This window comes from Mycobacterium sp. (genome assembly GCF_002863225.1).
Taxonomy (GTDB): Bacteria; Actinomycetota; Actinomycetes; order Mycobacteriales; family Mycobacteriaceae; genus Mycobacterium.
This window is the reverse complement of record NZ_PKEK01000022.1, coordinates 1-21237: the sequence shown is the minus strand read 5'-3', so window position 1 is coordinate 21237 and position 21237 is coordinate 1. Positions and strand designations below refer to the sequence as shown.

General features: G+C 66.6%; 20 protein-coding genes. 6 read left to right on the top strand and 14 right to left on the bottom strand.

Annotation, left to right across the window (positions count from 1 at the left end):
• Window positions 1-7: 7 nt before the first annotated feature.
• The gene (locus tag CYU59_RS04535) at window positions 8-1837 is read right to left on the bottom strand and encodes an amino acid permease (RefSeq protein ID WP_292976352.1); all 1830 of its coding nucleotides are present in this window, start codon (window positions 1835-1837) and stop codon (window positions 8-10) included.
• A gap of 249 nt (window positions 1838-2086) precedes the next feature.
• On the opposite strand from CYU59_RS04535, the gene CYU59_RS04530 reads away from it, so the two are divergent.
• Together CYU59_RS04530 and CYU59_RS04525 are read left to right on the top strand one after the other, a co-directional pair.
• Window positions 2087-2557, top strand: a complete 471-nt coding sequence (locus CYU59_RS04530) for a VOC family protein (protein WP_292976349.1) — start codon at window positions 2087-2089, stop codon at window positions 2555-2557.
• 43 nt (window positions 2558-2600) lie between these two features.
• Window positions 2601-3272, top strand: coding sequence for an alpha/beta hydrolase-fold protein (locus CYU59_RS04525; RefSeq protein WP_292976347.1), 672 nt, complete (start codon window positions 2601-2603; stop codon window positions 3270-3272).
• Here the strand turns inward: CYU59_RS04525 and CYU59_RS04520 are convergent.
• From CYU59_RS04520 to CYU59_RS04505, 4 genes are all read right to left on the bottom strand, one after another.
• Window positions 3262-4188, bottom strand: a complete 927-nt coding sequence (locus CYU59_RS04520; protein WP_292976345.1) for a LysR family transcriptional regulator — start codon at window positions 4186-4188, stop codon at window positions 3262-3264. The genes CYU59_RS04525 and CYU59_RS04520 overlap by 11 nt on opposite strands.
• A 109-nt stretch (window positions 4189-4297) precedes the next feature.
• Entirely contained in the window at window positions 4298-4891 is a 594-nt protein-coding gene (locus tag CYU59_RS04515; RefSeq protein WP_292976343.1) for a TetR/AcrR family transcriptional regulator, read from the bottom strand.
• A complete protein-coding gene (locus CYU59_RS04510) occupies window positions 4878-5741 on the bottom strand; it encodes an oxygenase MpaB family protein (RefSeq protein ID WP_292976340.1) in 864 nt (287 codons plus the stop codon). The genes CYU59_RS04515 and CYU59_RS04510 overlap by 14 nt, the downstream gene beginning before the upstream one ends.
• Before the next feature lie 54 nt (window positions 5742-5795).
• Window positions 5796-6509: a DUF5642 family protein gene (locus CYU59_RS04505; protein ID WP_292976338.1), complete on the bottom strand. Its 714-nt coding sequence runs from the start codon at window positions 6507-6509 to the stop codon at window positions 5796-5798.
• Between the two features lie 120 nt (window positions 6510-6629).
• Between CYU59_RS04505 and CYU59_RS04500 the strand changes: the two genes are divergently transcribed.
• Window positions 6630-7511: a hypothetical protein gene (locus CYU59_RS04500; protein WP_292976335.1), complete on the top strand. Its 882-nt coding sequence runs from the start codon at window positions 6630-6632 to the stop codon at window positions 7509-7511.
• A 5-nt stretch (window positions 7512-7516) separates the two neighbouring features.
• On the opposite strand, the gene CYU59_RS04495 is transcribed toward CYU59_RS04500, so the two are convergent.
• The 9 genes from CYU59_RS04495 to CYU59_RS04455 form a co-directional block, all read right to left on the bottom strand.
• Window positions 7517-9640 carry a heavy metal translocating P-type ATPase gene (locus CYU59_RS04495; protein ID WP_292976332.1) on the bottom strand — a complete coding sequence of 708 codons (2124 nt, stop codon included), beginning with the start codon at window positions 9638-9640 and terminating at the stop codon, window positions 7517-7519.
• Complete coding sequence (locus tag CYU59_RS04490; protein WP_292976329.1) at window positions 9637-9891, bottom strand: hypothetical protein; 255 nt, start codon at window positions 9889-9891, stop codon at window positions 9637-9639. Before CYU59_RS04490 ends, CYU59_RS04495 begins: the two co-directional genes overlap by 4 nt.
• Window positions 9888-10427, bottom strand: a complete 540-nt coding sequence (locus tag CYU59_RS04485; RefSeq protein ID WP_292976327.1) for a DUF3093 domain-containing protein — start codon at window positions 10425-10427, stop codon at window positions 9888-9890. The genes CYU59_RS04490 and CYU59_RS04485 overlap by 4 nt, the downstream gene beginning before the upstream one ends.
• Before the next feature lie 62 nt (window positions 10428-10489).
• Entirely contained in the window at window positions 10490-10918 is a 429-nt protein-coding gene (locus CYU59_RS04480) for a hypothetical protein (RefSeq protein ID WP_292976325.1), read from the bottom strand.
• Window positions 10915-11883, bottom strand: a complete 969-nt coding sequence (gene hemB / locus CYU59_RS04475; RefSeq protein ID WP_292976323.1) for a porphobilinogen synthase — start codon at window positions 11881-11883, stop codon at window positions 10915-10917. Before hemB ends, CYU59_RS04480 begins: the two co-directional genes overlap by 4 nt.
• Before the next feature lie 90 nt (window positions 11884-11973).
• Window positions 11974-13647, bottom strand: a complete 1674-nt coding sequence (locus CYU59_RS04470; RefSeq protein WP_292976321.1) for a bifunctional uroporphyrinogen-III C-methyltransferase/uroporphyrinogen-III synthase — start codon at window positions 13645-13647, stop codon at window positions 11974-11976.
• A gap of 38 nt (window positions 13648-13685) precedes the next feature.
• A complete protein-coding gene (gene hemC / locus CYU59_RS04465; RefSeq protein WP_292976575.1) occupies window positions 13686-14612 on the bottom strand; it encodes a hydroxymethylbilane synthase in 927 nt (308 codons plus the stop codon).
• Window positions 14613-14625: 13 nt separating this feature from the next.
• A complete protein-coding gene (locus CYU59_RS04460; protein ID WP_292976318.1) occupies window positions 14626-15969 on the bottom strand; it encodes a glutamyl-tRNA reductase in 1344 nt (447 codons plus the stop codon).
• A gap of 98 nt (window positions 15970-16067) precedes the next feature.
• Entirely contained in the window at window positions 16068-16328 is a 261-nt protein-coding gene (locus CYU59_RS04455) for a glutaredoxin family protein (RefSeq protein WP_292976316.1), read from the bottom strand.
• Between the two features lie 1545 nt (window positions 16329-17873).
• On the opposite strand from CYU59_RS04455, the gene CYU59_RS04450 reads away from it, so the two are divergent.
• From CYU59_RS04450 to CYU59_RS04440, 3 genes are all read left to right on the top strand, one after another.
• Window positions 17874-18161: a hypothetical protein gene (locus CYU59_RS04450; protein WP_292976314.1), complete on the top strand. Its 288-nt coding sequence runs from the start codon at window positions 17874-17876 to the stop codon at window positions 18159-18161.
• Window positions 18158-20329 carry a DUF5631 domain-containing protein gene (locus CYU59_RS04445; protein WP_292976311.1) on the top strand — a complete coding sequence of 724 codons (2172 nt, stop codon included), beginning with the start codon at window positions 18158-18160 and terminating at the stop codon, window positions 20327-20329. The genes CYU59_RS04450 and CYU59_RS04445 overlap by 4 nt, the downstream gene beginning before the upstream one ends.
• An 11-nt stretch (window positions 20330-20340) precedes the next feature.
• On the top strand, window positions 20341-21237 hold an 897-nt coding region (locus CYU59_RS04440), incomplete at its 3' end, for a hypothetical protein (RefSeq protein WP_292976309.1).

The following is a 21237-nucleotide window of genomic DNA, read 5'->3' as shown; positions in this document are numbered from 1 at the left end:
CGACTCCTCAGGCCGAACTCAGCGCCGACGGCCGTCCGGGCACCACGTGTAGCACCGGGATCGGGTAGGCCGCCCGCACCTTGTCGACCATGCCCAGCCGCAGCCACGCCGAACGGGCTTCGGCGATCACCAGTTGGTCGGGGTGGAAGTGCCGCACCGCCGCGTCCAGTGCCCGCAGCGGCCGGTAGTCACCGAGTTCGCCGTCGGCGGACAGCCCGATACCGCGCATCGCGGTCAGGATCGCGTCGAGCCGGTCGTGCGCGGCGGTGACGGTGGCATCGAGGACGAACACCGGTCCGGTGCGTTCGGCCTGGCCGGTGTCGACGGGGTTCACCGGCACGCAGATGAAGTACTCGGCGCGCTGCTGGGCGTCGACGCGGCGCAGCACGTCGAAAAGCTCACCCGTGGAAACGTTTTTGTTGGCCAACACGAGGACGCGCCTGGCCTTGCCGGTCGGTGTGACGACCGCCTCGGGCTTCTCCGGTCTACGCCACCAGCGTGGGACGAAGTACAGCGTCAGAACGACCACCCAGGACAACAGTCCCAACCACAGCTCGGTGCGGGCGCTTCTGTCGAATGCCATCAGCACCAGCACCCCGACCAGCGCCGCCGCAGTGAGAATCGACAGACCGGGGAACAACCACATCTTCACCCGCAACCGCGCCGGCGGCGTACGCCGCCGCAGCACGATCTGTGATAACGCGATCAACAGATACACCGAAAGAACCAGTGAGCCAGATGATTTCAACAGGAAGGTGAACACCGCCTCCGGTGCCACCCAGGCCATCAGGACGCACACGAATCCGACGACCGAGGACACCAGGATCGCCGCATACGGCACACCCCGGCGACCGACCTTGACCAATTCGACCGGCGCCTCGCCGCGGGCGGCCAGCACGAACAGCATTCGCGACGCGGTGTAGAGCCCGGAATTCAAACACGACAGCACCGCGGTCAGCACCACCGCGTTCATGATGTGGCCCGCGGCGGGAATCCCCATCTGCCCCAACGCCGCAACGTACGGCGAGACACCGGGGCGCTCCGCATTCCACGGCACGATCACCGCGAGCAGAAACACCGAGCCGAGGTAGAAGATGACGATCCGGACGACCACCGATTTGGTCGCGCGTGCCACGGCGCGTTCGGGATCCGCGGTCTCGGCGGCCGCGATCGTGGCCACCTCGGCTCCGACCATCGCCGAGACCACCACCGAGGTGGCCCCGAACACCGTTCCGATGCCGTTGGGAAAGAAGCCGCCGTGCGCGGTCAGGTTGCTGAAGTCGAGGCCGTGCTGCGGCCAGACCCCGAGAACAAACAGAGTTCCCAGCGCCAGAAATGCCACGATCGCCGCGACTTTGATTCCGGCGAACCAGAATTCGAATTCCCCAAAGGCGGCCACGGAGAACAGATTGGTCGCTGTCATCGCGACCATCAGGATGCCGGACAGCAGCCACAGCGGCGCCTTGATCCAGTACGACAGCACCGCTCCGCCGGCAATCGCTTCGAAGCCGACCACCACCACCCAGAAGTACCAGTACAGCCAGCCGACTGAGAAACCCGCCCAGCCGCCGAGCGCCTGCCGGGCGTAGTCGGCGAACGAACCGGTCGACGGGTTGGCGGTGGCCATCTCGCCGAGCATCCGCATGACGAGAACGACCAGGACTCCGCAGATCGCATAGGTGATGAAGGCACCCGGTCCGGTTTCGCCGATGATGACCCCGGAGCCGACGAACAAGCCGGCGCCGATCACGCCACCGAGCGCGATCATGTTCAGCTGTCGTTGCGAAAGGCCCCGGCGCAGCGGCGCGGCGCCGCTCACCTCCTGGGACTCCGGCATTACGGGACGCTAACACCTGTGCGCAGGGCCGCGCTCGATGCGTACCGCACGCGCGTGACGCGATGAGCCTGCAAGTCGCCTCCGTCTGACACGGAGCCGATTGCATGGCACGCAACTCTGACATAGAAAACAATTACTACCGCGCATTCGAAGTGGCGCCTATCGTCGGGATAGTCAGGGCGCAGGAGAATCCCAGATCCGCGAAATACGAACTGCGCCAGTGAAACACACGATGTGAGGAGAAATGTCATGACGCATTTGACTGAGACCCGTTGGACACACGTCGCCCTCCCCGTCAGAGACCTCGACCGGTCCATCGCGTTCTACGAGGCGGTGACCCCACTGGTCCTGGTGCGCAGGAACGAAGACAACCTCGGGCGGGGCGCCTGGCTGTCCCACGAAGGCCAAGTCGATCCGCCGTTCATCCTGGTGCTCGCTGAGTTCGGGCCAAAACTGGCGGACCGCTTCGACATTGAATCCGACGTCGACATTCCGATCCTCCAGCATTTCGGGCACCTCGGCATCGAGGTGCCCAACCGCGAGGACGTCGACGCGGCCGCCGCCCAGGGCCGCGAGATGCACGGGCTGGCCTGGGAACCCATGGACATGGGCGACTACATCGGCTACACGACGGCAATCAAGGATCCCGACGGCAACACCATCGAGTTCGCCCACAAGCAGGCGGTGTACGACACCATTCAAGAGCTCTGGGGTACGTAGGCACACCTTGACATCGGCGCAATTGATCGATCGGGTGTCGAACGTGGACTACCGAAGGATCGAGAACGGCGGCTCGGGGCATCTCGTCACCGAAGAGTTCGATTACGACGGCGGACGGCGGGTCACGGTGTACGTTCCACCAGACCCGCCCGACGCCATCGTGTTCGCCGGTGACGGTGAGTTGATTTCGGGCTGGGGCGGGTTCCTCGAGGCAACCGACACGCCCTCCACGATGATTGTCGGCGTCCACCGACGGTCCGATGAGACAGCGCGGCTGCAGGAGTACTCACCACATTTCGCCCCGGAGCGCTTCGCGGCGCACGAGAAGTTCTTCGTCGATGACGTCCGCGAGTGGGCCCGATCGCGTTTCGGCGTCTCGCTGCCCGTCGAACGAACCGCGGTGTTCGGAGTCTCCGCGAGCGGAGAACTGGCAGTCGCTCTCGGGCTGCGGCATCCCGATGTCTACGGCACGATCTTCTGCGCCTCGCCGGGTGCGGGCTACCAACCGCCCGACGTGATGCCAAATCCGCTTCCGCGCGCGTACTTCGTCGCCGGCACGTTGGAGCCGTTCTTTCTCGAGAACGCGACTCGGTGGGCGGACGCGCTGCGCTGCGCTGGGGCGGACGTGGTCATGAGCGAGCGGGTCGGATCGCATGGCGACGCCTTCTGGAAAGAAGAGCTTCCGCTGATGGCGGCGTGGGCGTTCAGTCGCTGACAGCGCTCACCGCTGCGCGAACGCGATCACGTAGCCAACGGTGTTCGGGGTCGCTATGGCTGCGGTGATGCCAGCACTGTTCGATGACGAGTTCGGGCAGCGGAATTGGGCTGGGCCAGCTGCGTAGATCGGCTCCGAGACTCCGCCGGGTCAGCCGTTCAGGCGCCAGGCAGATCAGATCGGCGCTGCGGACCAATGCGAACGCCGCCGCAAATCCGGGCGCCGTGGCTGCCACTGTGCGGGCGAGTCCGCGCTCGGCCAGCTGGAGATCCGCCGCCTCGTGCCAGACGGATTCAGGGACGCGATTGACATGCGGATACCGGGTCAGCTGGGCCGCCGTCGGGCCTGCGGCCTTGCATGTACGCGCCAAGGCGCCGTCGCGGCGGGCGACGATCACCACCGTATCGGTGAGCAGCACTTCGCGGTGCAGGCCGTTGGCGTTGCCGGCGATCGGGCTGCCCAGCACGAGATCGATCTGCCCGTCGCGCAGTGCCTCCGCGGCCCCCGCATCGTCGCCGACCAGGTGCAACCCCGATTGCGGAGCGCGAGAACGCATTTCCTCGAACAGCGCAGGCCCGAAGGCGTTCGCGTTGTCGGGGCCGGTTCGCACGGTGAACACGCGATGCAGCGTGCGTTCCAACTCGTCGTCGGACGGCGCCTGCAACGGCCCCAGAATTTCATGCACGGCTGCGACAACCTCGTGGGTGCGCTCGCGCAGGCTGTCGGCAATCGGTGTCGGCACCAAATTCCGCCCTGCGCGCACCAGCAGCGGGTCACCCGTGATCGCCCGTAACCGACCGAGGCTCCGGCTGACCGCCGGTGGCGTCAGGTGCAGACGACGGGCAGCCCCGCTGACACTTCCCTCCTGCAGGAGCGCGTCGAGCACCGCCAACAGGTTCATGTCCACGGATTGCATGAAGAGCAATCCTAGCCGCCCCGGCGTTTACTCGTGAAACATTGCCGAGCTCCGCCTCGGGCTCGAGTCTTTTGTCGGTTTCGTTGCGGGGCAGTTGTATTGGCCGAAATCACACCGGCAGCGCGCGCAGCGCAACGGGCAGGCTGGGCAGGAAGTGTGTGGCGGCAAACACGCGAATGTCCTCGTCGTCGACCATGGCCTGACGAGCCGGCAACAACAACAGCATCGCCGCGTAACGCAGGATGGTGTCGGCCAACTCGTCGACCGCATCTTCGCCGATCTGCTCGGCGAATCCGTCCGGGAAGATCACCCGCAGCGCGGCCGCCATCCGCTCGACGGCAGGATCCCAATGCTGGTTCGCCAACTCCAGCATCAGCCCTGGCTCGTCGGCCAACATTCGGGTCAGCACCCGGTGTTGACGAAACCGCACGATCGACAACGTGAACGCCTCGACGTAGTAATTCGACTGCGGCCGGCGCCTTTTCAGCTCGTCGGCGATGGTGGCGAACAAGACCGCGTTTTCGCGGTCGATGACAGCGGCGACCAGTTCGTCGCGGTTGGCGAAGCGCCGGTAGATCGTGGTGCGGCTGACGCCGGCGCGGCGGGCGACATCATCGAGGGCGACCCGCCGAAAGCCATGCTGCTCGAACTCGACGACGGCGGCGTCGAGGATCGCGTTGGTGGACGCGTCAGACCCGGGCATAGCCACCACGGGCAAAACCGTTGTAGCGCAACTGCATCGGCAGGTGGTCCCAGACCCAGTTCACCGACCGCGACCGCCAGACCGCCGCGAACCGCTGATAGCGCCGCTCCTGACGATCACTCCAGGGCAATCCGAGCAGTTCGCGGCCGCGCGGCGGCATTCCTCCGGTGGTGAGAAACGCGGCCACCGGGTTGAACACCGGCGCGAGTAACCGCCAGGCCAGCGGCGACACACCCTTGGGCCGCGGGAAGCCCTTGGTCACATATCCCACACCGTATTTCGCGGTGGGGTGCGCGATCACGATGCGCTCCATCATGTGGTCCCAATACTTTTCGAACTCTTGATAATTCGCCGGCATCGGACGTTCGCTGACGCCGTAACGGCGGTACCACGTCTTCGATTCCAGATAAATCTGTTCCTTCTCCGCGTCGGTCAGGCGTTTGACGAAAGTGTCGGCGAAATAGAGCACCTGCTCGACGAATGTGGCGTGCGCCCAGTAGTAAGTCTCGGGATCCAGTGCGTGATAGCGCTCCCCGCTGGGCATGGACCCTTTGATCTGATGATGAAAGTCACGCACCTGGTGGCCGGCGTTGTCGTCGTCGGAGCCGTAGACGGTCCGGAAAATCGGCGGCAGCGAGCGTTTGACCCGCGCCGAGGTGTCACTGAAGAACACCGAGTGGTCGAGCACGCCCTGCCCGAGTTCGGCCAGCATGTTCTGCAGCACCGCGGGACGGGGCCCGATCAGAAACATCCGGTTGTCGCCGAAGTAGCGCCACACCAGCGACTGCGGCCCCAGCGGCAGCGCGTCGTCGGCCGCCTCGATCGCGGAAGACTCACTCAGATCCGTCATTGGGACAGTGTTACATATTTTGAACTTTGTACCAACCCGACCTAGGCCAAGGCGCTATTTCTGTCGGATCACCGCCACCGCTTTGACGAGAAGGTCCGCCAGCAGTTGCGGATTGGACTCGCTGTCGACGACGACGGCCGTTTTGTCGCTCAACGCGGCGACGTAGGTAAGCCGGTCGATGGACTTCGAGAATCCCGGTGTCGCGAAGTCCAGGTGCACCTTGACCGCGGAGGTCGAGGCGCCGTCGATAGCCGGACCGGCCAGGACGTCCGCGGTGCCGCGCGCGGTGTCCTGGGACTTGAAGGCGACGTGACTGCATCCGGCGCCTACGACGGTGTCCGGGATGGGTTGGGACGTCTGCGTGGCGATCACCGTGACTTCTGTTTGCGGCCCGTGCGCGAGGAGACCCTGCGATACCGCACCCGCTTCCACGCCGGCTGGTTTCAGCACCGTATTGCACTGAGGCGGATCGAAAGTGAACGCGAACTGCTTCGTCAGCCCGGCGACGCTGTCGGCTTGTTCTTTGGTGAGGGTGGTTCGCGGAACCGGCGTGACCGTGAAGCCCGGCGGAAATTGGTTGGCCAAGTTGGCAATTCGTCCGATGTCGTAACCACCGGGCGGCTCCACCAGCGCTTTTGGCGGCGGGTTCGCGGTGCTCGAAGTGCTGTGTGGACCATTGGCTTTCGGGCTATTCGAGCCACACGACGTCAGAGCGGCAACGGCCAGCATCACCAGACCAATACGGACCGTGGCGTTGGCGATGAGCATGGGCCGACCCTAACAACCGGCGTCCCCACCGGCCATTCACCAGCCCGCAGCTCACACCTTGATCACGGTGCAATACCGAAACGGCGTAGCTATTTCGGCGCCTACGTTCCGCTCGGCATGATGACGATCATGCCTGAGCTGTCCCGTCGTGCTGCGCTGCGCTTGGGCGCCAGTGCCGTGGCGGGGGCTGCCGGCATTTGGACGCTGGGCGCCGCGGTGGATCCGACCCGCGTGCCGGCCGATCCGAGTCCGTTCGACCCCGCGGCACCGCCCGCTCCGCCGGTCGCCGCTCCACCGCCGCCGCTGCCGACCAAAGTGTCCGGCTCATTCGTCTCCGCCGCCCGCGGAGGCGTGCTGACGAACTACATCATCGCCCGCCCGCCCGGCATCACCGGACCGCTGCGCCCGGTGATCGCGTTGCACGGCGTGCGCGGCAGCGCCAAACAGGTGATGAGCTTCGGCGTCGAGCAGGCACTTGCGGAACTGGCGAAAGCGGGCCGGCCGCCGATCGCGGTGGTCGCCGTCGACGGTGGCGACAGCTACTGGCATCGCCGGGCAGGCGGCGAGGACGCCGGTTCGATGGTGCTCAACGAGTTGATCCCGATGCTGTCGACGATGAGCCTGGACATCACCCGCGTCGGTTTCCTGGGCTGGTCGATGGGCGGCTACGGCGCGATGCTGCTCGGTGCACGGCTCGGCGCGGCGCGCACCGCCGGGATCTGCGCCGTGAGCCCGGCGCTGTATCAGTCGTACACCGCCAGCACACTCGGGGCTTTCGACAGCTACGACGACTGGACTCACAACACCGTCTTCGGATTGCCCGCGCTGTCGACGATTCCGCTGCGGATCGACTGCGGCAACGACGACCGGTTCGCACCGGCGGCGCACCAATTCATCGGCCAGCTCCGCACGCAGCCCGCGGGCGGATTCGGGCCCGGCGGACACGACGAGGCGTACTGGTGTCAGCAACTGCCCGGTGAGCTGGCCTGGCTGGCGTCCTGACCGGATCAGCCGCGAAAACGCTTGAGCCGCAGACTGTTTGTCACCACCAGCAGCGACGAGCACGCCATCGCCGCCCCGGAGATCATCGGGTTCAGCAGGCCCATCGCTGCCAGCGGGATCGCCGCGGCGTTATAGGCGAACGCCCAGAACAGGTTCATTCGGATCGTTCGCAGCGTGCGTGCTGACAGCCGCAGTGCCGTCGGCACCGTGCGCACCTCGGTACGCATCAGCGTGAGATCTCCGGCGTCGATCGCGGCGTCGGTGCCGCTTCCCATCGCCATGCCGATGTCGGCGACCGCGAGCGCCACCGAGTCGTTGACGCCGTCGCCGACCATCGCGACAGTGCGGCCCTGGTCCTTCAAAGATGTGATGGCGTCTGATTTTTCGATCGGCAGCACGCCGGCGATCACGTCGCCGGGCGCGATTCCGACCTCGTTGGCGACGTGCCGGGCCACCGCGGCGCTGTCGCCGGTGAGCAGCATCGGGGTGATGCCCATGGACTTCAGTTCGGCGATTGCCGCGGCGCTGTCGGGCTTGACCTGATCGGCCAGCGTGATCACGCCGCGAACCTGCCCGTCCCACGTCACCTGGACCGCGGTCTGACGGGCCGTGGGGGTCAGCAGGTCGACGCCGGCCAGTGACCCGACCCGGGACACCGTTATCTCGACGCCGTCGACCACGCCGGCCACGCCTGTTCCCGGATCATTGACGAACTGGCTCGGGCCGTCGCCGATGGCCAGGCCGCGGCCACGGGCGGCGGTCACGATGGCCGCGGCCACCGGATGTTCGGAGGCCGACTCGACCGCGGCGGCTCTGGCAAGCACCACGTCGGCGTCCTCACCGGGCCGGGGGTCGACGGCGTGCACGGTCATCGCACCGGTGGTCAGGGTTCCGGTCTTGTCGAAGACGACGGTGTCGACACCTTCGATCGTCTCCAGCAGCTTGGGGTCCTTGATCAGGATGCCCAGCTGCGCGCCGCGGCCGGTGCCGACCAGGATCGCCGTCGGGGTGGCCAGACCCAGCGCACAGGGGCAGGCGACGATGAGCACCGCGACAGCCGCAGTGAACGCCGACGCCGTCGGTTGCCCGGCCAGCAGCCAGCCTGTCATCGTCGCCACGGCGATCACCAGCACCGCCGGCACGAACACCGCCGCGACCCGGTCGGCCATCCGCTGCACGGGGGCCTTGTCGTTCTGCGCGTCGCTGACCAGTTTCGCCATTCGCGCCAGCTGGGTGTCAGCACCGACCTTGGCGGCGCGCACCAACAGCCGTCCGTAGGTGTTCAGCGCCCCGCCGACCACGGTGTCACCGGCGGTCACGTCGACCGGCGCCGGCTCACCCGTCATCGCCGAGGTGTCCAAAGCCGTTGCGCCGTCGACGATCACGCCGTCGGTGGCCACCCGCTCACCCGGTCGCACCACCACGATGTCACCGACCTGCAGCTGTCCGACCGGCACCCGCACCTCGTCGCCGTCACGCAGCACCGCCGCGTCCTTGGCGCCCAAGCTCAGCAGTGATCGCAACGCCGCGCCCGATGCGCGCTTGGCCCGCGCCTCGGCGTAGCGACCGGCCAGCTGGAACACCGTGACTGCGGCGGCGACTTCGAAGTAGACCGGGCCGGTAAACGGCACGGTCGCGCACGCCGCCGCGGACCAGAGATAGGCAGCCAGCGTGCCCAGTGACACCAGCGTGTCCATCGTCGAGCTGCGGTGCCGCAGACCGAGCAGCGCCAGGCGGTGGAACGGGTATCCGCCCCACGCGACAACCGGCGTGGTGAGCGCCAGCGCCATCCACTGCCAGCCGGCGAACTGCCAGCCCATCACCATCGACACCGCCACCACCGGAATAGCCAGCAGCGTGGAGCCGATCAGGCGGGCGCGCAACGCGTCCCGAGGCGCGTCGTCGGCGTGGACGAACGGGTCGACGACCACCGAGGCGTGATAACCCGTGGACTCCACCGCCCGAATCAAGTCGCCGGCCGACACAGCCGACTCGTGCTGGACATGGGCGCGTTCGAGCGCGAAATTGACCGCGGCGCGCACCCCGTCGAGACGGTTCAGCGCACCTTCGATCCGGACAGCGCACGACCCGCAGCTCATGCCGCGCAGGTCCAGATCTGTAGTCGTCATGCCACCGAAGCGCGGCCGGCCCGCCGAAACCGCGCGACGCCGACCACCGCCAGCATGCCGGCCAGTGCCGCCAATAACAGGGTCACCAACAGCATCGACGGGTCGTAGGCCACCGACGTGGTCACCGGCTGGTCTTTGAGGACGGGCGCGACAGCCACCGTGGAGCGCACCGCCGCCCAGCTGGCCGCGCAACCGACGATCGCGGCAACGGCTAGCAGCAACTCGATGACCGCCCGGATACGTTCTTTCACCAGCCCGCACTCTCGCTGAAATCGTCGTCGGGCGGCTGGTCGGGCCCGACCCGCTCCTCGACCAGCGGGGTCAGCAGATTGCGCAGATGACGGTGCTTGCGCGCCCACGCCTGCGCGGTGCGGCCGCCGGTGAGCCGCAGCCCGATGCCGGTGCGGCCTTTGGGTACTCCGGTCAACTCGCCGAGCGCGCGGGCGGACTGCCAGCGCTCGAGGTCCTTCTTCGCCGCCAGCGGGTGGTCGGGTTCCGGGTACACCTTGACGATCTCGGCGACCTTGATGGTCTCAGTGCCTTGGCGCAGAGTCTGCGGGGTCAGCACGACCGAAGTGTGGATTCGCGCCGCTTTGACTTGCAGCGCAACGAAACTCGAGATGACGACGAGGAAGAACACCGGTATCGAGATCTGCCAGCCGTTGCCGTTGGACTTCTCGATCCACGCCATGATCCCGGCCGCCATCGGACCGGTCAGCACCCAGTACCAGCTGGCCCCGACCTCCCGGAAGATCGGTGCCGCTTCAGTGTCCGTCTGGGCAGTCACGTCACCCATCATCCCCTGCTGAAAGAGTCGGCAAACCACCTGGGGTCATTACGTCGGGCCCCTCACCTGGTGAAGTATTCGTGCGAGTCCCTGCGATGCAACAGGAACATGCCGCCGGCGATCAACACCGATCCGGTGATACCGGTGACGCCGCAGGCTACCGCCCACATCGGCGGCCAGGTCACGGTGAACAGGCGGATCCCGACGTAGACCACGGTCGCCATTGCCCCGCCCGTCAAAATCGTTCTAGCCCAGCGATATCCGGCCCGCATCAGGATCAGAAACGTCACGACGATGGCACATATGACCGCGGTGAACAATCCCGACCCGATCATCAGCGCCACAGGGCCGTGCCCAGTCGACGAACCGACGAAGTCGGCGACATAGCCGACCACCATCAGCGGCACGGCCACCAGCCACAGCCAGAAGCCGGTATCGACGTCCACCGGACGGGCCGGCGGCTCCTGCGCGCTGTCGGCCGGACCCGTCACGACAACCAGTTGGCCGCGGCGACGGCCCAGTAGGTCAGCACGATGTCGGCGCCCGCCCGCCGAATGCCGGTCAACGACTCAAGGGCGGCGGAGCGCTCGTCGATCCAGCCGTTGGCCGCAGCCGCGACGATCATCGCGTACTCCCCCGACACCTGATAAGCAGCGACGGGCACCGGCGAGATCTCAGCGGCTGCGCTGACGATGTCCAGGTAGCTCATCGCCGGCTTCACCATCACGATGTCGGCACCCTCGTCGAGGTCGAGCTGGACTTCGCGTAACGCCTCGCGGGCGTTGCCCGGCTCCTGCTGGTAGGTGCGGCGATCGCCGATCAGGCTGGAGCTCACCGCTTCCCGGAACGGGCCGTAGAACGCCGACGCGAACTTGGCCGCGTAGGCCAGGATGATCACGTCGGTGTGACCGGCGCTGTCCAGGCCGCTGCGGATGGCGGCCACCTGGCCGTCCATCATTCCACTCGGGCCGATCACATGCGCGCCGGAATTCGCTTGTGCGACAGCCAGTTCCACGTATCGCTGCACGGTGGCGTCGTTGTCGACCCGGCCGCGTTCGTCCAGTACGCCGCAGTGGCCGTGGTCGGTGAATTCGTCGAGACAGGTGTCGGCCATCAGCACCGTCGAGTCGCCGAGATCCTGGGCCAGATCGCGCAGCGCGACATTGAGGATGCCGTCGGGATCCATGCCCGCCGACCCGGTCGCGTCCTTGTCCTCGGCGCGGGGCACACCGAACAGCATCAGCCCGCCCACTCCAGCGCTCACCGCCTCGGCGGCGGCCTTGCGGAGCGACTCGCGGGTGTGTTGGACGACACCCGGCATGGATGTGATCGGCGCAGGCTCGTCGATGCCGTCGGCGACGAACATCGGCAACACCAAATGCCTTGGCTCGAGCGAGGTTTGGGCGACCAACCGACGCAGGGCCGGGGTCGAACGGAGCCGACGCGGACGCTGCACGTTAGCGTCCCGTCGGCGCGTTCACTCTGCGTTGAGGGCGTTCGCTACTCGAACTTCTTCGCCCCTGACGCAGAGTCAACGCACGGTGAGTCATCGCCTGCGGCTCTTCTTACGCGGCGGCGGCAGCGCACCCTCGGCGCGCAGCCGGGCGGCGTGCTCGGCCAGCGCCTCGATCAGCGGACCGACCGCGGCGGTTTCGGGCTGCACGTCGACGCGCAAACCGAATTCGGCTGCGGTCTCGGCGGTTTTCGGCCCGATGCAAGCGACGATGGTGCGGGCGTGCGGCTTGCCGGCGATGCCGACCAGGTTGCGCACCGTCGAGCTCGAGGTGAAGCACACCGCGTCGAAGCCACCGGTCTTGATCATCTCGCGGGTGGCCGCCGGCGGCGGGGCGGCCCGCACGGTCCGGTAGGCGGTGACGTCCTCGATCTCCCAGCCACGTTCGCGCAGACCTTCGGCCAGCGTCTCGGTGGCGATGTCGGCGCGCGGCAGCAGCACCCGGTTCACCGGATCGAAAATGCTGTCGTAGTCCGGGAATTCGTCCAGCAGGCCCAGCGACGACTGCTCGCCGGAAGGCACCAGCTCCGGGCTGATACCGAAGGCGCGAACCCGGTCGGCGGTCGATTCGCCGACGCAGGCGATCTTCACGCCGGAGAACGCGCGAGCGTCCAGACCGAACTCACCGAACTTCTCCCACACCGCACGCACCGCGTTGGTGGAGGTGAACACGACCCACTGGTAGCGGCCGTCGACCAGACCCTTGACCGCACGCTCCATCTGGGCGGGGCTGCGGGGTGGCTCGACCGCGATGGTCGGGACCTCGATCGGTAGTGCGCCGTGTGCGGTCAGCCGCTCGCTCATCTCGCCGGCCTGGTCCTTGGTGCGCGGCACCAGCACGGTCCAGCCGTACAGGGCGCGGCTCTCCCACCAGTTCAGCTTGGCCCGGTTGGCGACGGTCTTGCCGATGGTCACGATCACCGGCGACGGTGCCGCCGCGTCACCACCCAGGAGCAGCGTCGAGTCGGTCAACCCGCCCAGCGTCGACTCCACCGACCGCTGCTGGCAGGTGGTGCCCGAGGAGGTCACCACGCACGGGGTGGTGTCGGCCAGGCCGTACTCGATCAGCGTGCGCGCCGAATCGGCCACGTGCGCGGAGGTCGCCTGCAGGATCAGCGGACCCGGTCCGGCCGCCAGGGCACCCCAGTCGACATCAGGGTCGCGGACGTCGGCGACGGTGTGCGACGAGCCCAGCGGCAGGCCGGCGTAGGTCGGCACCGCGTCGCTGGCGGACAGACCCGGCACGATCTCGAAGTGCAGGTGGCTGCGCGCCACGGTGTTGACCTCGGTGATCACCGAGTCCACCGACAGCGGGTCGCCGGCCACCAGTCGCACCACGTCGGCGCCGGTGCGGGCCTCGGCGACCAGCGTCTTGGCCACCTCGGCCGGGTCGCCCAGCGCGGGCCGGACGTCAGGTCCCACCGAGACCACCGCGGCGGGTTGTTCTTTGGTGTCGGCACCCGCCGTGTCATCGCCGGCTCCACCGGTCGACGCCGCTGCCGGCTCGGCCGGCGCGGGCCCGGAGACTGGCGGCAGATCTTTGCCGATCAACGCCAGAACTGGCTCGGGCACGTCGGGGTCAATGAACACCAGGGGGGCATTGGCCAGCACCGCTGCGGCCCGCGTCGTCAGCAGGGCCGGGTCGCCGGGACCCGAACCCACGAACATGATGCGGCCGGGCCGCGGCTTGCGCCCTCGCGTCGTCATCGTCGCTCCTACCTACCTACCTTGTTGGCGCGCTTGGCTTACCGCGCGCTCGACATGACTTCCCGTGCGCCCAAGTCGAACAGCTCGGCGGCCACCGAGAGCCCCAGCTCCCGTGCCCGATCCGGACTGCCGATCCCGGACGCGCGGATCACATCAGATCCGTCCAGCGCCGCCACACAGCTGCGCAGCGACAACTCCTCGAAGATGCGGCCGTCCTCGTCGATCGATTCGACCACTTCCGCGATCGCCCCCACCGGCGCGGAACAACCCGCCTCCAGTTCGGCGAGCAGGGCGCGCTCGGCGGTGACGGCCGCTCGGGAGTCGGCGTCGTCCAGCTCTGCAAGCAGTGTCGCGAGCCGGGAATCCCCGGAGCGGCACTCGATGGCGAGCGCCCCCTGAGCCGGCGCCGGCAGCATCTGCACCGGCTCCAGCGTCTCGGTGACGGCGTCGAGACGTCCCAGCCGGGTCAGACCCGCCCGGGCAACCACGATCGCGTCCAAATCGCCATTGCTTACCCTGTTCAACCTGGTGTCTAGGTTGCCTCGTAGGGGGCGAATTTCCAAACCGAGACCCAGTGCTCTAAGCTGCGCGGCCCGCCGCGGGGACGAGGTGCCCACGATTGCGCCGTTCGGCAGCTCTCCCAGCACCAACCCGTCGCGGGCCACCAGTGCGTCGCGGGCGTCTTCACGAGGCGGGATAGCGGCGATCACGAACCGCCCGTCGTGCGCGGTCGGCAGATCCTTGTAGGAATGCACCGCCATGTCGACCTCGCCGGCATCAATCGCCTCGCGCAGCGCGGTCGTGAAAACGCCGACACCGATATCGGCGATCGGTTCGTCTGACTGGTCGCCCGCGGTGCTGATGATCACCAGTTCGGCCTGGTGTCCTTTGGCCAGCAGGGCATCGCGAATGATGCCCGCCTGGGTAGTGGCCAGCACACTGCCACGGGTGCCTATCCGAATCACGTCGGCCAAGCGGCTACTCGGCTGAATCTGTTGGCACAGAAGGCAATTCGCCCGCATTGGCGACGGCGTCGACCGCGGTCTGGTCGAGCTCGAACAGCTCTCTCAGCGCCTCGGCGTAGCTGTCACCGCCGGGTGCGCTGGCCAGTTGCTTGATCCGCACGGTGGGAGCGTGCAGCAGCTTGTCCACCACGCGGCGCACCGTGCGAGCCACCTCGTCTTTGTGGGCGGCGTCCAGGCCCGGCAGCCGGTTGTCCAGGCGCAGCAGTTCGGCCTCGACCACGTCGGCTGCGCGCTGGCGCAGGGCGGTGACGGTCGGGGTGACCTCGGCCATCCGCTGGCCGGCCAGATAGGTGGCGACCTCGGCGGCCACCAGATGGCGGGCCGCATCGGCGTCGGCCGCGGCGGCTTTGGCTGACGGTTCGCGCTGGATGCGGTCCATGTCGACCACCCAGACGCCGGGAAGCCCCGACACCGTCGGGTCGACGTCGCGCGGCATGCCCAGGTCGCAGATCACCAGCGGCTGGTCGTCGCGGCGGCTGGCGGCCAAGGCGTTGTGTACATCGGCCAGCGACACCACCGGGCGTACCGCGCCGGTACAGCTGACCACGACGTGGGAGTCGGCCAGCGCGTCGGACAGGTTCTCCAGCGCCAACGCCTCAGCCGGGGTGCCCGCATCGCGGATCTTGCGGGCCAGCCGCTGAGCGCGAGGCAGCGAGCGGTTGACCACGTAGACGCTGCCGATACCGGCGCGGGTCAGGTGAGCCGCCGACAGCGCACCCATCGCTCCGGCGCCGACGACGACGGCCGTCTTGCCTTGCAGGCCACCGATTTTGGCGTCGGCCATGCCCAGGGCGACCGAGACGACTGAGGCGCCGGCCGCGTCGATGCCGGTCTCGGAGTGCACCCGCTTGCCGACCGCCAGTGCGCGCTGGGCCAGCTCGTGCAGGACCCGGCCGACGGTCTGGTTGGTCTCGGCGGCGGCGTAGGCCCGACGGACCTGGCCCAGCACCTGCGCCTCGCCGACCACGGCCGAATCCAGGCCGCTGGCCACCGCGAAGAAGTGCTCGACGGCGGCTTCGCTGTAGCGGACGTAGGCGTATTTGGTCAGGTCCGGGACCGACATGCCGGAGTGATCGGCAAGTACCTGGCCGATGGCGGACAGGCCGCCGTGGAAGGCGTCGACGACGGCATAGACCTCGACGCGGTTGCAGGTGGAGAGCACCATGGCCTCGGTCACCAGCGGCGACTGCATGATTCGGTCGACGAGCTTGATCTGCTCGGACTCGTCGGTGCTGAGCTGCTCCAGAACGGAGACCGGGGCGCTACGGTGCGACACACCGAAAAGCAGCACGCTCACGGCTGAATCACCTGGCCTGCTCCCTTGCTAACACCGGTGAATTGACTGCTCTCCACCGTAGACGGTTACTTGAGGGCCCACCAAATTTGCGCTGGAAGTCACTCCCTGGCCAGATCCTTGCGCAGCCGGGGCTCGTCGAGCTCCCAGTAGCTGTGTTCGCGGCCGTCGAGCAGGACGACGGGCAGCCGGTCGCCGAATTCCGCTCTGAGCTTCGGGTTGCCTGCTTGGGCTTCGGTGTCGACGTCGGTGATCTCGACGTCGAAGTCGAGTTCTTGCGCGAGCTTGGCCAGCTGCGCGTGGACGCCGTCGCAGATCGAGCAGCCGGCGCGCGTGAGGAGTCGGACGTTGCGGCGGGGCATGGGTTTCAGTGTGGCAGTTGGGTCCATTCGCAGAGGTGGAAGCCGCGGGTGGGGATCGCAATGGTGAATACCTGGTTCGGTGATCGGCGATACCGTTGGCAGATGTCGGAACAAACGCCTGGCGGGCCCTCGTTCGGGCAAGGTACAAGTAGGATTCCAGCTGCTTCGCCGACTCCGGGGCCCTATTTTCCGCCGCAATGGCTAACCCCGACATCTCAAGCTTTGCGTTGGCCCACGTTTGCAGCGCTCGCGATCGCGCTCCTCGCTACAGCGCTAGCGATAGTGGGATGGTTTCGCCCCATGCCTAGGCCGGTCTCGGCGCAAGCATCTGGCCCGGCTTATACCGACCAACAAATCGCTGATGCAAAAACCCGCGCGTGCCAAGCTTTTGAGTTGGTTCGGAAGGGTGTGGCCTTACAGACGAATCCGCCACCAAACGATGATCCCGGTACTGCGAACGCTCAAGCAGCCCACGCACAGCTGTCGCTCGTCGCCGGAGCTGATTACTTGAGGGACCGCTTAGACCCTGCAACTCCCGCGCCCCTGGCAAAGGATATCCGCCAACTCGCAGCACTGATCCTCGATATCGGAGTCAACGCTCTCGCTGGGGCCAAAAACGCTGATCCGTCCCAATCGGCGCTTATAAAAGCTGGGAATGACGCCGTTGACCGTGCCGCTGGAGAGTGCAAGTGACGGCACAAATTAGCCGGCCAAACTGGAGTCGACTGATTCCTGAGACAAGACTCGCGGGCACTGTTCCGGAGCTTGCGTTTCGGCAAGCTAAAGCCGACCGTTGTCGCCGGCGTGACTTTTGCTGAATAGCACGTCAGACCACAACCGGCAGTGCACTAATCCGGATCGGTCGGCAAGTTTCCAAAATCGCGGCCCTTACGGTCATCAAGCCTTTGCGCCGCCGCTTGGACGCTTTTATACGCTGCCACGTAGTCACACGAGCCGCCGGAGTCTTGGCGTGATTGGCAGAGTTTCAGCCGCTCAGGTAGGCCTCGGGGCCAAGCGCCTGGGGCACTTTGCTGACTCAAGACCATCGCCGGCGCGAGCGTCGATGGTAGTGGCGCGCCCTCGAGTGACACAACGACAAGTCCTACTCTGGCAGGAGTCGGACGTTGCGGCTACATGGGTGTCAGGGTGGCAGTTGGGTTCACTGGAGACGTGGGACCCACGGCGGGGATCGCAATGGTGAATACCCGAGTCGTTGATCGGCGATACGATTGGCGCATGTCGGAACAGCCGCCTAGCGGGCCCTCCTACGGGCAAAGCGCCAGTGGGTTTCCAGCTGCTTCGCCGGCGACGGGGCCGTATCCCCCGCCGCAGTGGCCTACCCCGACATCGGGGCCATCCCGCTGGCCAACGTTTGCAGCGCTCGCGATTGCGCTGCTCGCTACAGCACTGGCCATAGTGGGCTGGTTCCGCCCCGCCCCTACCCCGACTCAGACGCATTCCGCGACTCCGAGTTGGTCTGCGCAGCAGGTCTCGGATGCGAAAGCCCGTGCATGCAACGCGGCTGACACAGTCCACAAAGGGGCTATGTTGCATTCCGGTACCGGCACGCAGCAAAGCAGCGACCCCGCGATGGCCGAGGCGCAGGCCGCGGACGGCCGACTGGCGGTTATCGCGGGAGGCTGGTATCTCCGCGATCACTTGAGTCCTGCAACGCCGCCCGTGTTGACGGATGCAATGCAGCATTTATCGCAGGTAATGCTTGAACTTGGAGCGAACTATTTGGCTGGCGCTAAGAACGCAGACCCCAGTCAAGCCGCATTAATCGAAGAGGGAAACACCGCGTTCGAGCGCGTTCAGGATTTGTGTAAATGACGTCGGCCAATCCATATCGCCCGCTGTTGGTTGGGCTGTGGGACACGCCACCGTCCGACCTCGGGATTGTCGGCGCTGCAGCGACGAAAAGGCAGGCTTCGGCAACTGAATGGCATCAATTCTCAGGGTTGCTGTCGCAGCAATTAACGACATCGCTCAATCCGGGGCTTCAAAAAGGCATGACGGCTGACAGTATACGAGAAGCCTTTCAACAAGGCATCCACCAAGCCAACGATGTTGCGGAAATAAATGAAACGATTAGCAAAGCACACACCTCTGCCCATGACGTAGTCAGTGATTTAAATTCCAAGCTGGACAGCATTGCCAACAATGGGAAGAATCAGATCGATAACATTCAGGCGTCGAAGGAGACACCTGTCGCAAAATTTGCTCAAATTGTCGAAGTCGTTATGGATTGTCAGCAGCAAGCTAATACCGCAGCGGCCCCCTGTACGCAAAACATTTTTGAGGCGATGCAAACGATCCTCGATCGTCGCGGAATCTCAAAAACAGCACGTCAATTTGCTCAAGAGCACGGGATCGACACGACCCGCATGCTTGGTTCTCCCAGCAAAGAAACAGTCACACAGCAGGTCAAGTCATTTTTCGACGAGTCCGGTCGTCCGCTTACGCCACCGCCGAAAGGCTCGTCATCCCCGTTTGGAGGGCCGCAAGAGGAAGCTCCCCCTCCACCATCAACTGTCCCAACACAGGCCTCTACCGTGCCAGCACAACCAATGGGAGGCGGTGGCCTGGACGCACCACCGCCTGCCACTACCTCCGGAGGCCATCCGTTGGGCGGTGGAGGTTTAGGCGGACCTTCCATGCCCGCCACCAATGCCGGATCCGCTGTCCGAGGCCCCACGGGTATCGGTGGCCTTCCTGCGGCCAGCACCCCGATGGCTCCCGGCGGATTGTCGTCGATCGGCTCCTCGAACCCCATCGGCCAGGCAGGCCTGGCAGGTCTCCAGCCGACAAATGCCCTGTCGCAAGGCCTGAATCCCGCCTTGGGCCAAGGCACCCCCATGTCAGGCGCCTTCAACAACGTGCCGCCCGTCACCAGCCCAGTCCAGCCGCAGTTACCGGTTCAGCCACCCCCTTCAGAGTTCTCGGGATCGACCGTCCCGGCGTCGGCTGGTCACACGCCCGCGTTCGATGCTCCTCCGCCCGCGCCTCCCGCACCGGTCGCCCCGCATGCAGCGGTAACCGACTCTGCCCCAGCATATTTGGCGGGCCCTGCAGCCGCAGCCCCTGCGACACCGGCCGGGCCGCTGCCAACCTACGGCTCCGACATCCGACCGCCCACCCCGACGATCTCGGCGCCCACGATTCCGTCGAGCCCGTCGGCGATCTCCTCGGTATCTTCAGCTGCCTCACCAGCCTCCGCTCCCGTCAGCCCGTCGGCCGGAGCCGGTGGACTCGCGCAGCCCGTCGTTCGCACGCCGCCGACAGCCGCGATGGCGCACCCGGCGCCGGCCGGCATCGGCGAGCAGGCCGTCGCCGCAGCGGCGGGCGGCGCGGCCGCAGGTGCAGCCTCGGCAGCCGCCACCGCGAAGGCCCGTCTGCAGCGGTTGGTCGACTTCGTCGCCAGCCAAGAGCCCCGTCTGCGATGGGCTGCCGGCGAACAAGCTGACGGCACAACCATTCTGGCGACCGACCTTGCGAGCGGTTGGATCCCGCCAAATATCGCTATCCCCTCGGTGGTGACTCTGCTCGAACCAGGTGAACGTCGCGGCGACCTCGAAATGCTGCTCGGCGAGGTGAGCGCGTCGGCTAGCTACACCCCGTTGCACTACCTTCCGGAGTCACCGGTTGACGATGAGCCGATCCCTACCTCGCCGCGTCCGCGACAGGTGCCGGCTGTCGACGAACTCGGCTGGGAGCTGGGCCAGGCGACCAACTGGCGGGATGGGCTGCCGCAGATGGCGCACACCTTGGCCAAGGCCGCGTCAGCCGGCACAGGCGTTGTCGACAACGAAGTCGAGTTTCTCCACCAGCATCTTGCAATGTTGCGCGACCGGGTGCTGGACGCCTACCCCGACGATGTCGACGGCGCCGCAGTCGCGAACTGGCAGTTGCTGGCGTCGATCGAAGCACTGGCAGCTTCCGACACCAACGGGGCCAACTACCACTTCGCCTGGTTTCAGGCGCTGAACCGCGTCTCCTAGAAGGAAGATTCATGGGCGGACAAGACGAGGTACAGATCAACCCCGGCCAGCTTGCGCAGGCGTTGGGTCTGCCGCCGCCACCGCCGTTGACGCCCGATCAGATCGCGTCGGGGACCTCGCTGATGAGTCAGCTACTCGCCACCCTCGGGCTCGCCGGGAACGCCGGTGACCCCCAGGACGCGGCGGACGCGGCGGCGGGTCACGCAAAGCGCGGCGAGAAGACCGGCGACGCGATGCAGCAGTTCCCCGCGAACGATCAGCAGGCCAGCCAACAACTTCAGCAGCTGATGAGTTCCGCCACCCAGATGCCGCAGCAGTTCATGCAAGCGTTCACTCAGATGTTCCAAGGCTTGACCCAAGGCATGAATCAAGCCATGCAACAAGGCATGCAGGTCGGCCAGCAACTGGCCAGCAGTGTCGGCAAAGCCGGAGCGGGTGCCGGTGCCTCGCTCCCCGCCGACGCCCTGGGCGGCGCGCTCGGTGCGGGCGGTGCTGGGTTGGGCGCCGGCGGCGGTGGTGCCGGGCTCGCTGGTGCGACCACCCCGGCCGGAAACCTTGGGCCGCCACCGGTTCCGTCAGCGGGCACGGTTCCGATGTCGTCGCAGCAAGTGCCCGTGACCTCGCCGCCCGCCGCCGAAGGCGCGGGAGCGCGCGGTGGGATGGGCGGCGGCATGCCGATGATGCCGCCCGGTGCCGGTGGCGCCGGCGCGGGCGGAGGCGACAACAAGGCCGAGACCAAGCGCGTCGTCCCGCCGTCGGTCAAAAACGGCGCCCCGGTGCAAGGTCGCATTACGACACCGCAGACCGCGCCCGAAGTCGTCAAACGTATTGCGGGCAAACCAATCGCCAGCCGTCGCATCCTGGCGCCCGAAGACAAACGCGACGACGAAAACGACGAGAGCGCCCGC

Bases quoted from the DNA above. Each gene is read 5' to 3' on its own strand.
- CYU59_RS04535 (WP_292976352.1), bottom strand. From the start codon at position 1,837: ATGCCGGAGTCCCAGGAGGTGAGCGGCGCCGCGCCGCTGCGCCGGGGC.
- CYU59_RS04530 (WP_292976349.1), top strand. From the start codon at position 2,087: ATGACGCATTTGACTGAGACCCGTTGGACACACGTCGCCCTCCCCGTC.
- CYU59_RS04520 (WP_292976345.1), bottom strand. From the start codon at position 4,188: ATGCAATCCGTGGACATGAACCTGTTGGCGGTGCTCGACGCGCTCCTG.
- CYU59_RS04515 (WP_292976343.1), bottom strand. From the start codon at position 4,891: ATGCCCGGGTCTGACGCGTCCACCAACGCGATCCTCGACGCCGCCGTC.
- CYU59_RS04510 (WP_292976340.1), bottom strand. From the start codon at position 5,741: ATGACGGATCTGAGTGAGTCTTCCGCGATCGAGGCGGCCGACGACGCG.
- CYU59_RS04505 (WP_292976338.1), bottom strand. From the start codon at position 6,509: ATGCTCATCGCCAACGCCACGGTCCGTATTGGTCTGGTGATGCTGGCC.
- CYU59_RS04500 (WP_292976335.1), top strand. From the start codon at position 6,630: ATGACGATCATGCCTGAGCTGTCCCGTCGTGCTGCGCTGCGCTTGGGC.
- CYU59_RS04495 (WP_292976332.1), bottom strand. From the start codon at position 9,640: ATGACGACTACAGATCTGGACCTGCGCGGCATGAGCTGCGGGTCGTGC.
- CYU59_RS04470 (WP_292976321.1), bottom strand. From the start codon at position 13,647: ATGACGACGCGAGGGCGCAAGCCGCGGCCCGGCCGCATCATGTTCGTG.
- CYU59_RS04455 (WP_292976316.1), bottom strand. From the start codon at position 16,328: ATGCCCCGCCGCAACGTCCGACTCCTCACGCGCGCCGGCTGCTCGATC.
- CYU59_RS04450 (WP_292976314.1), top strand. From the start codon at position 17,874: ATGTTGCATTCCGGTACCGGCACGCAGCAAAGCAGCGACCCCGCGATG.
- CYU59_RS04445 (WP_292976311.1), top strand. From the start codon at position 18,158: ATGACGTCGGCCAATCCATATCGCCCGCTGTTGGTTGGGCTGTGGGAC.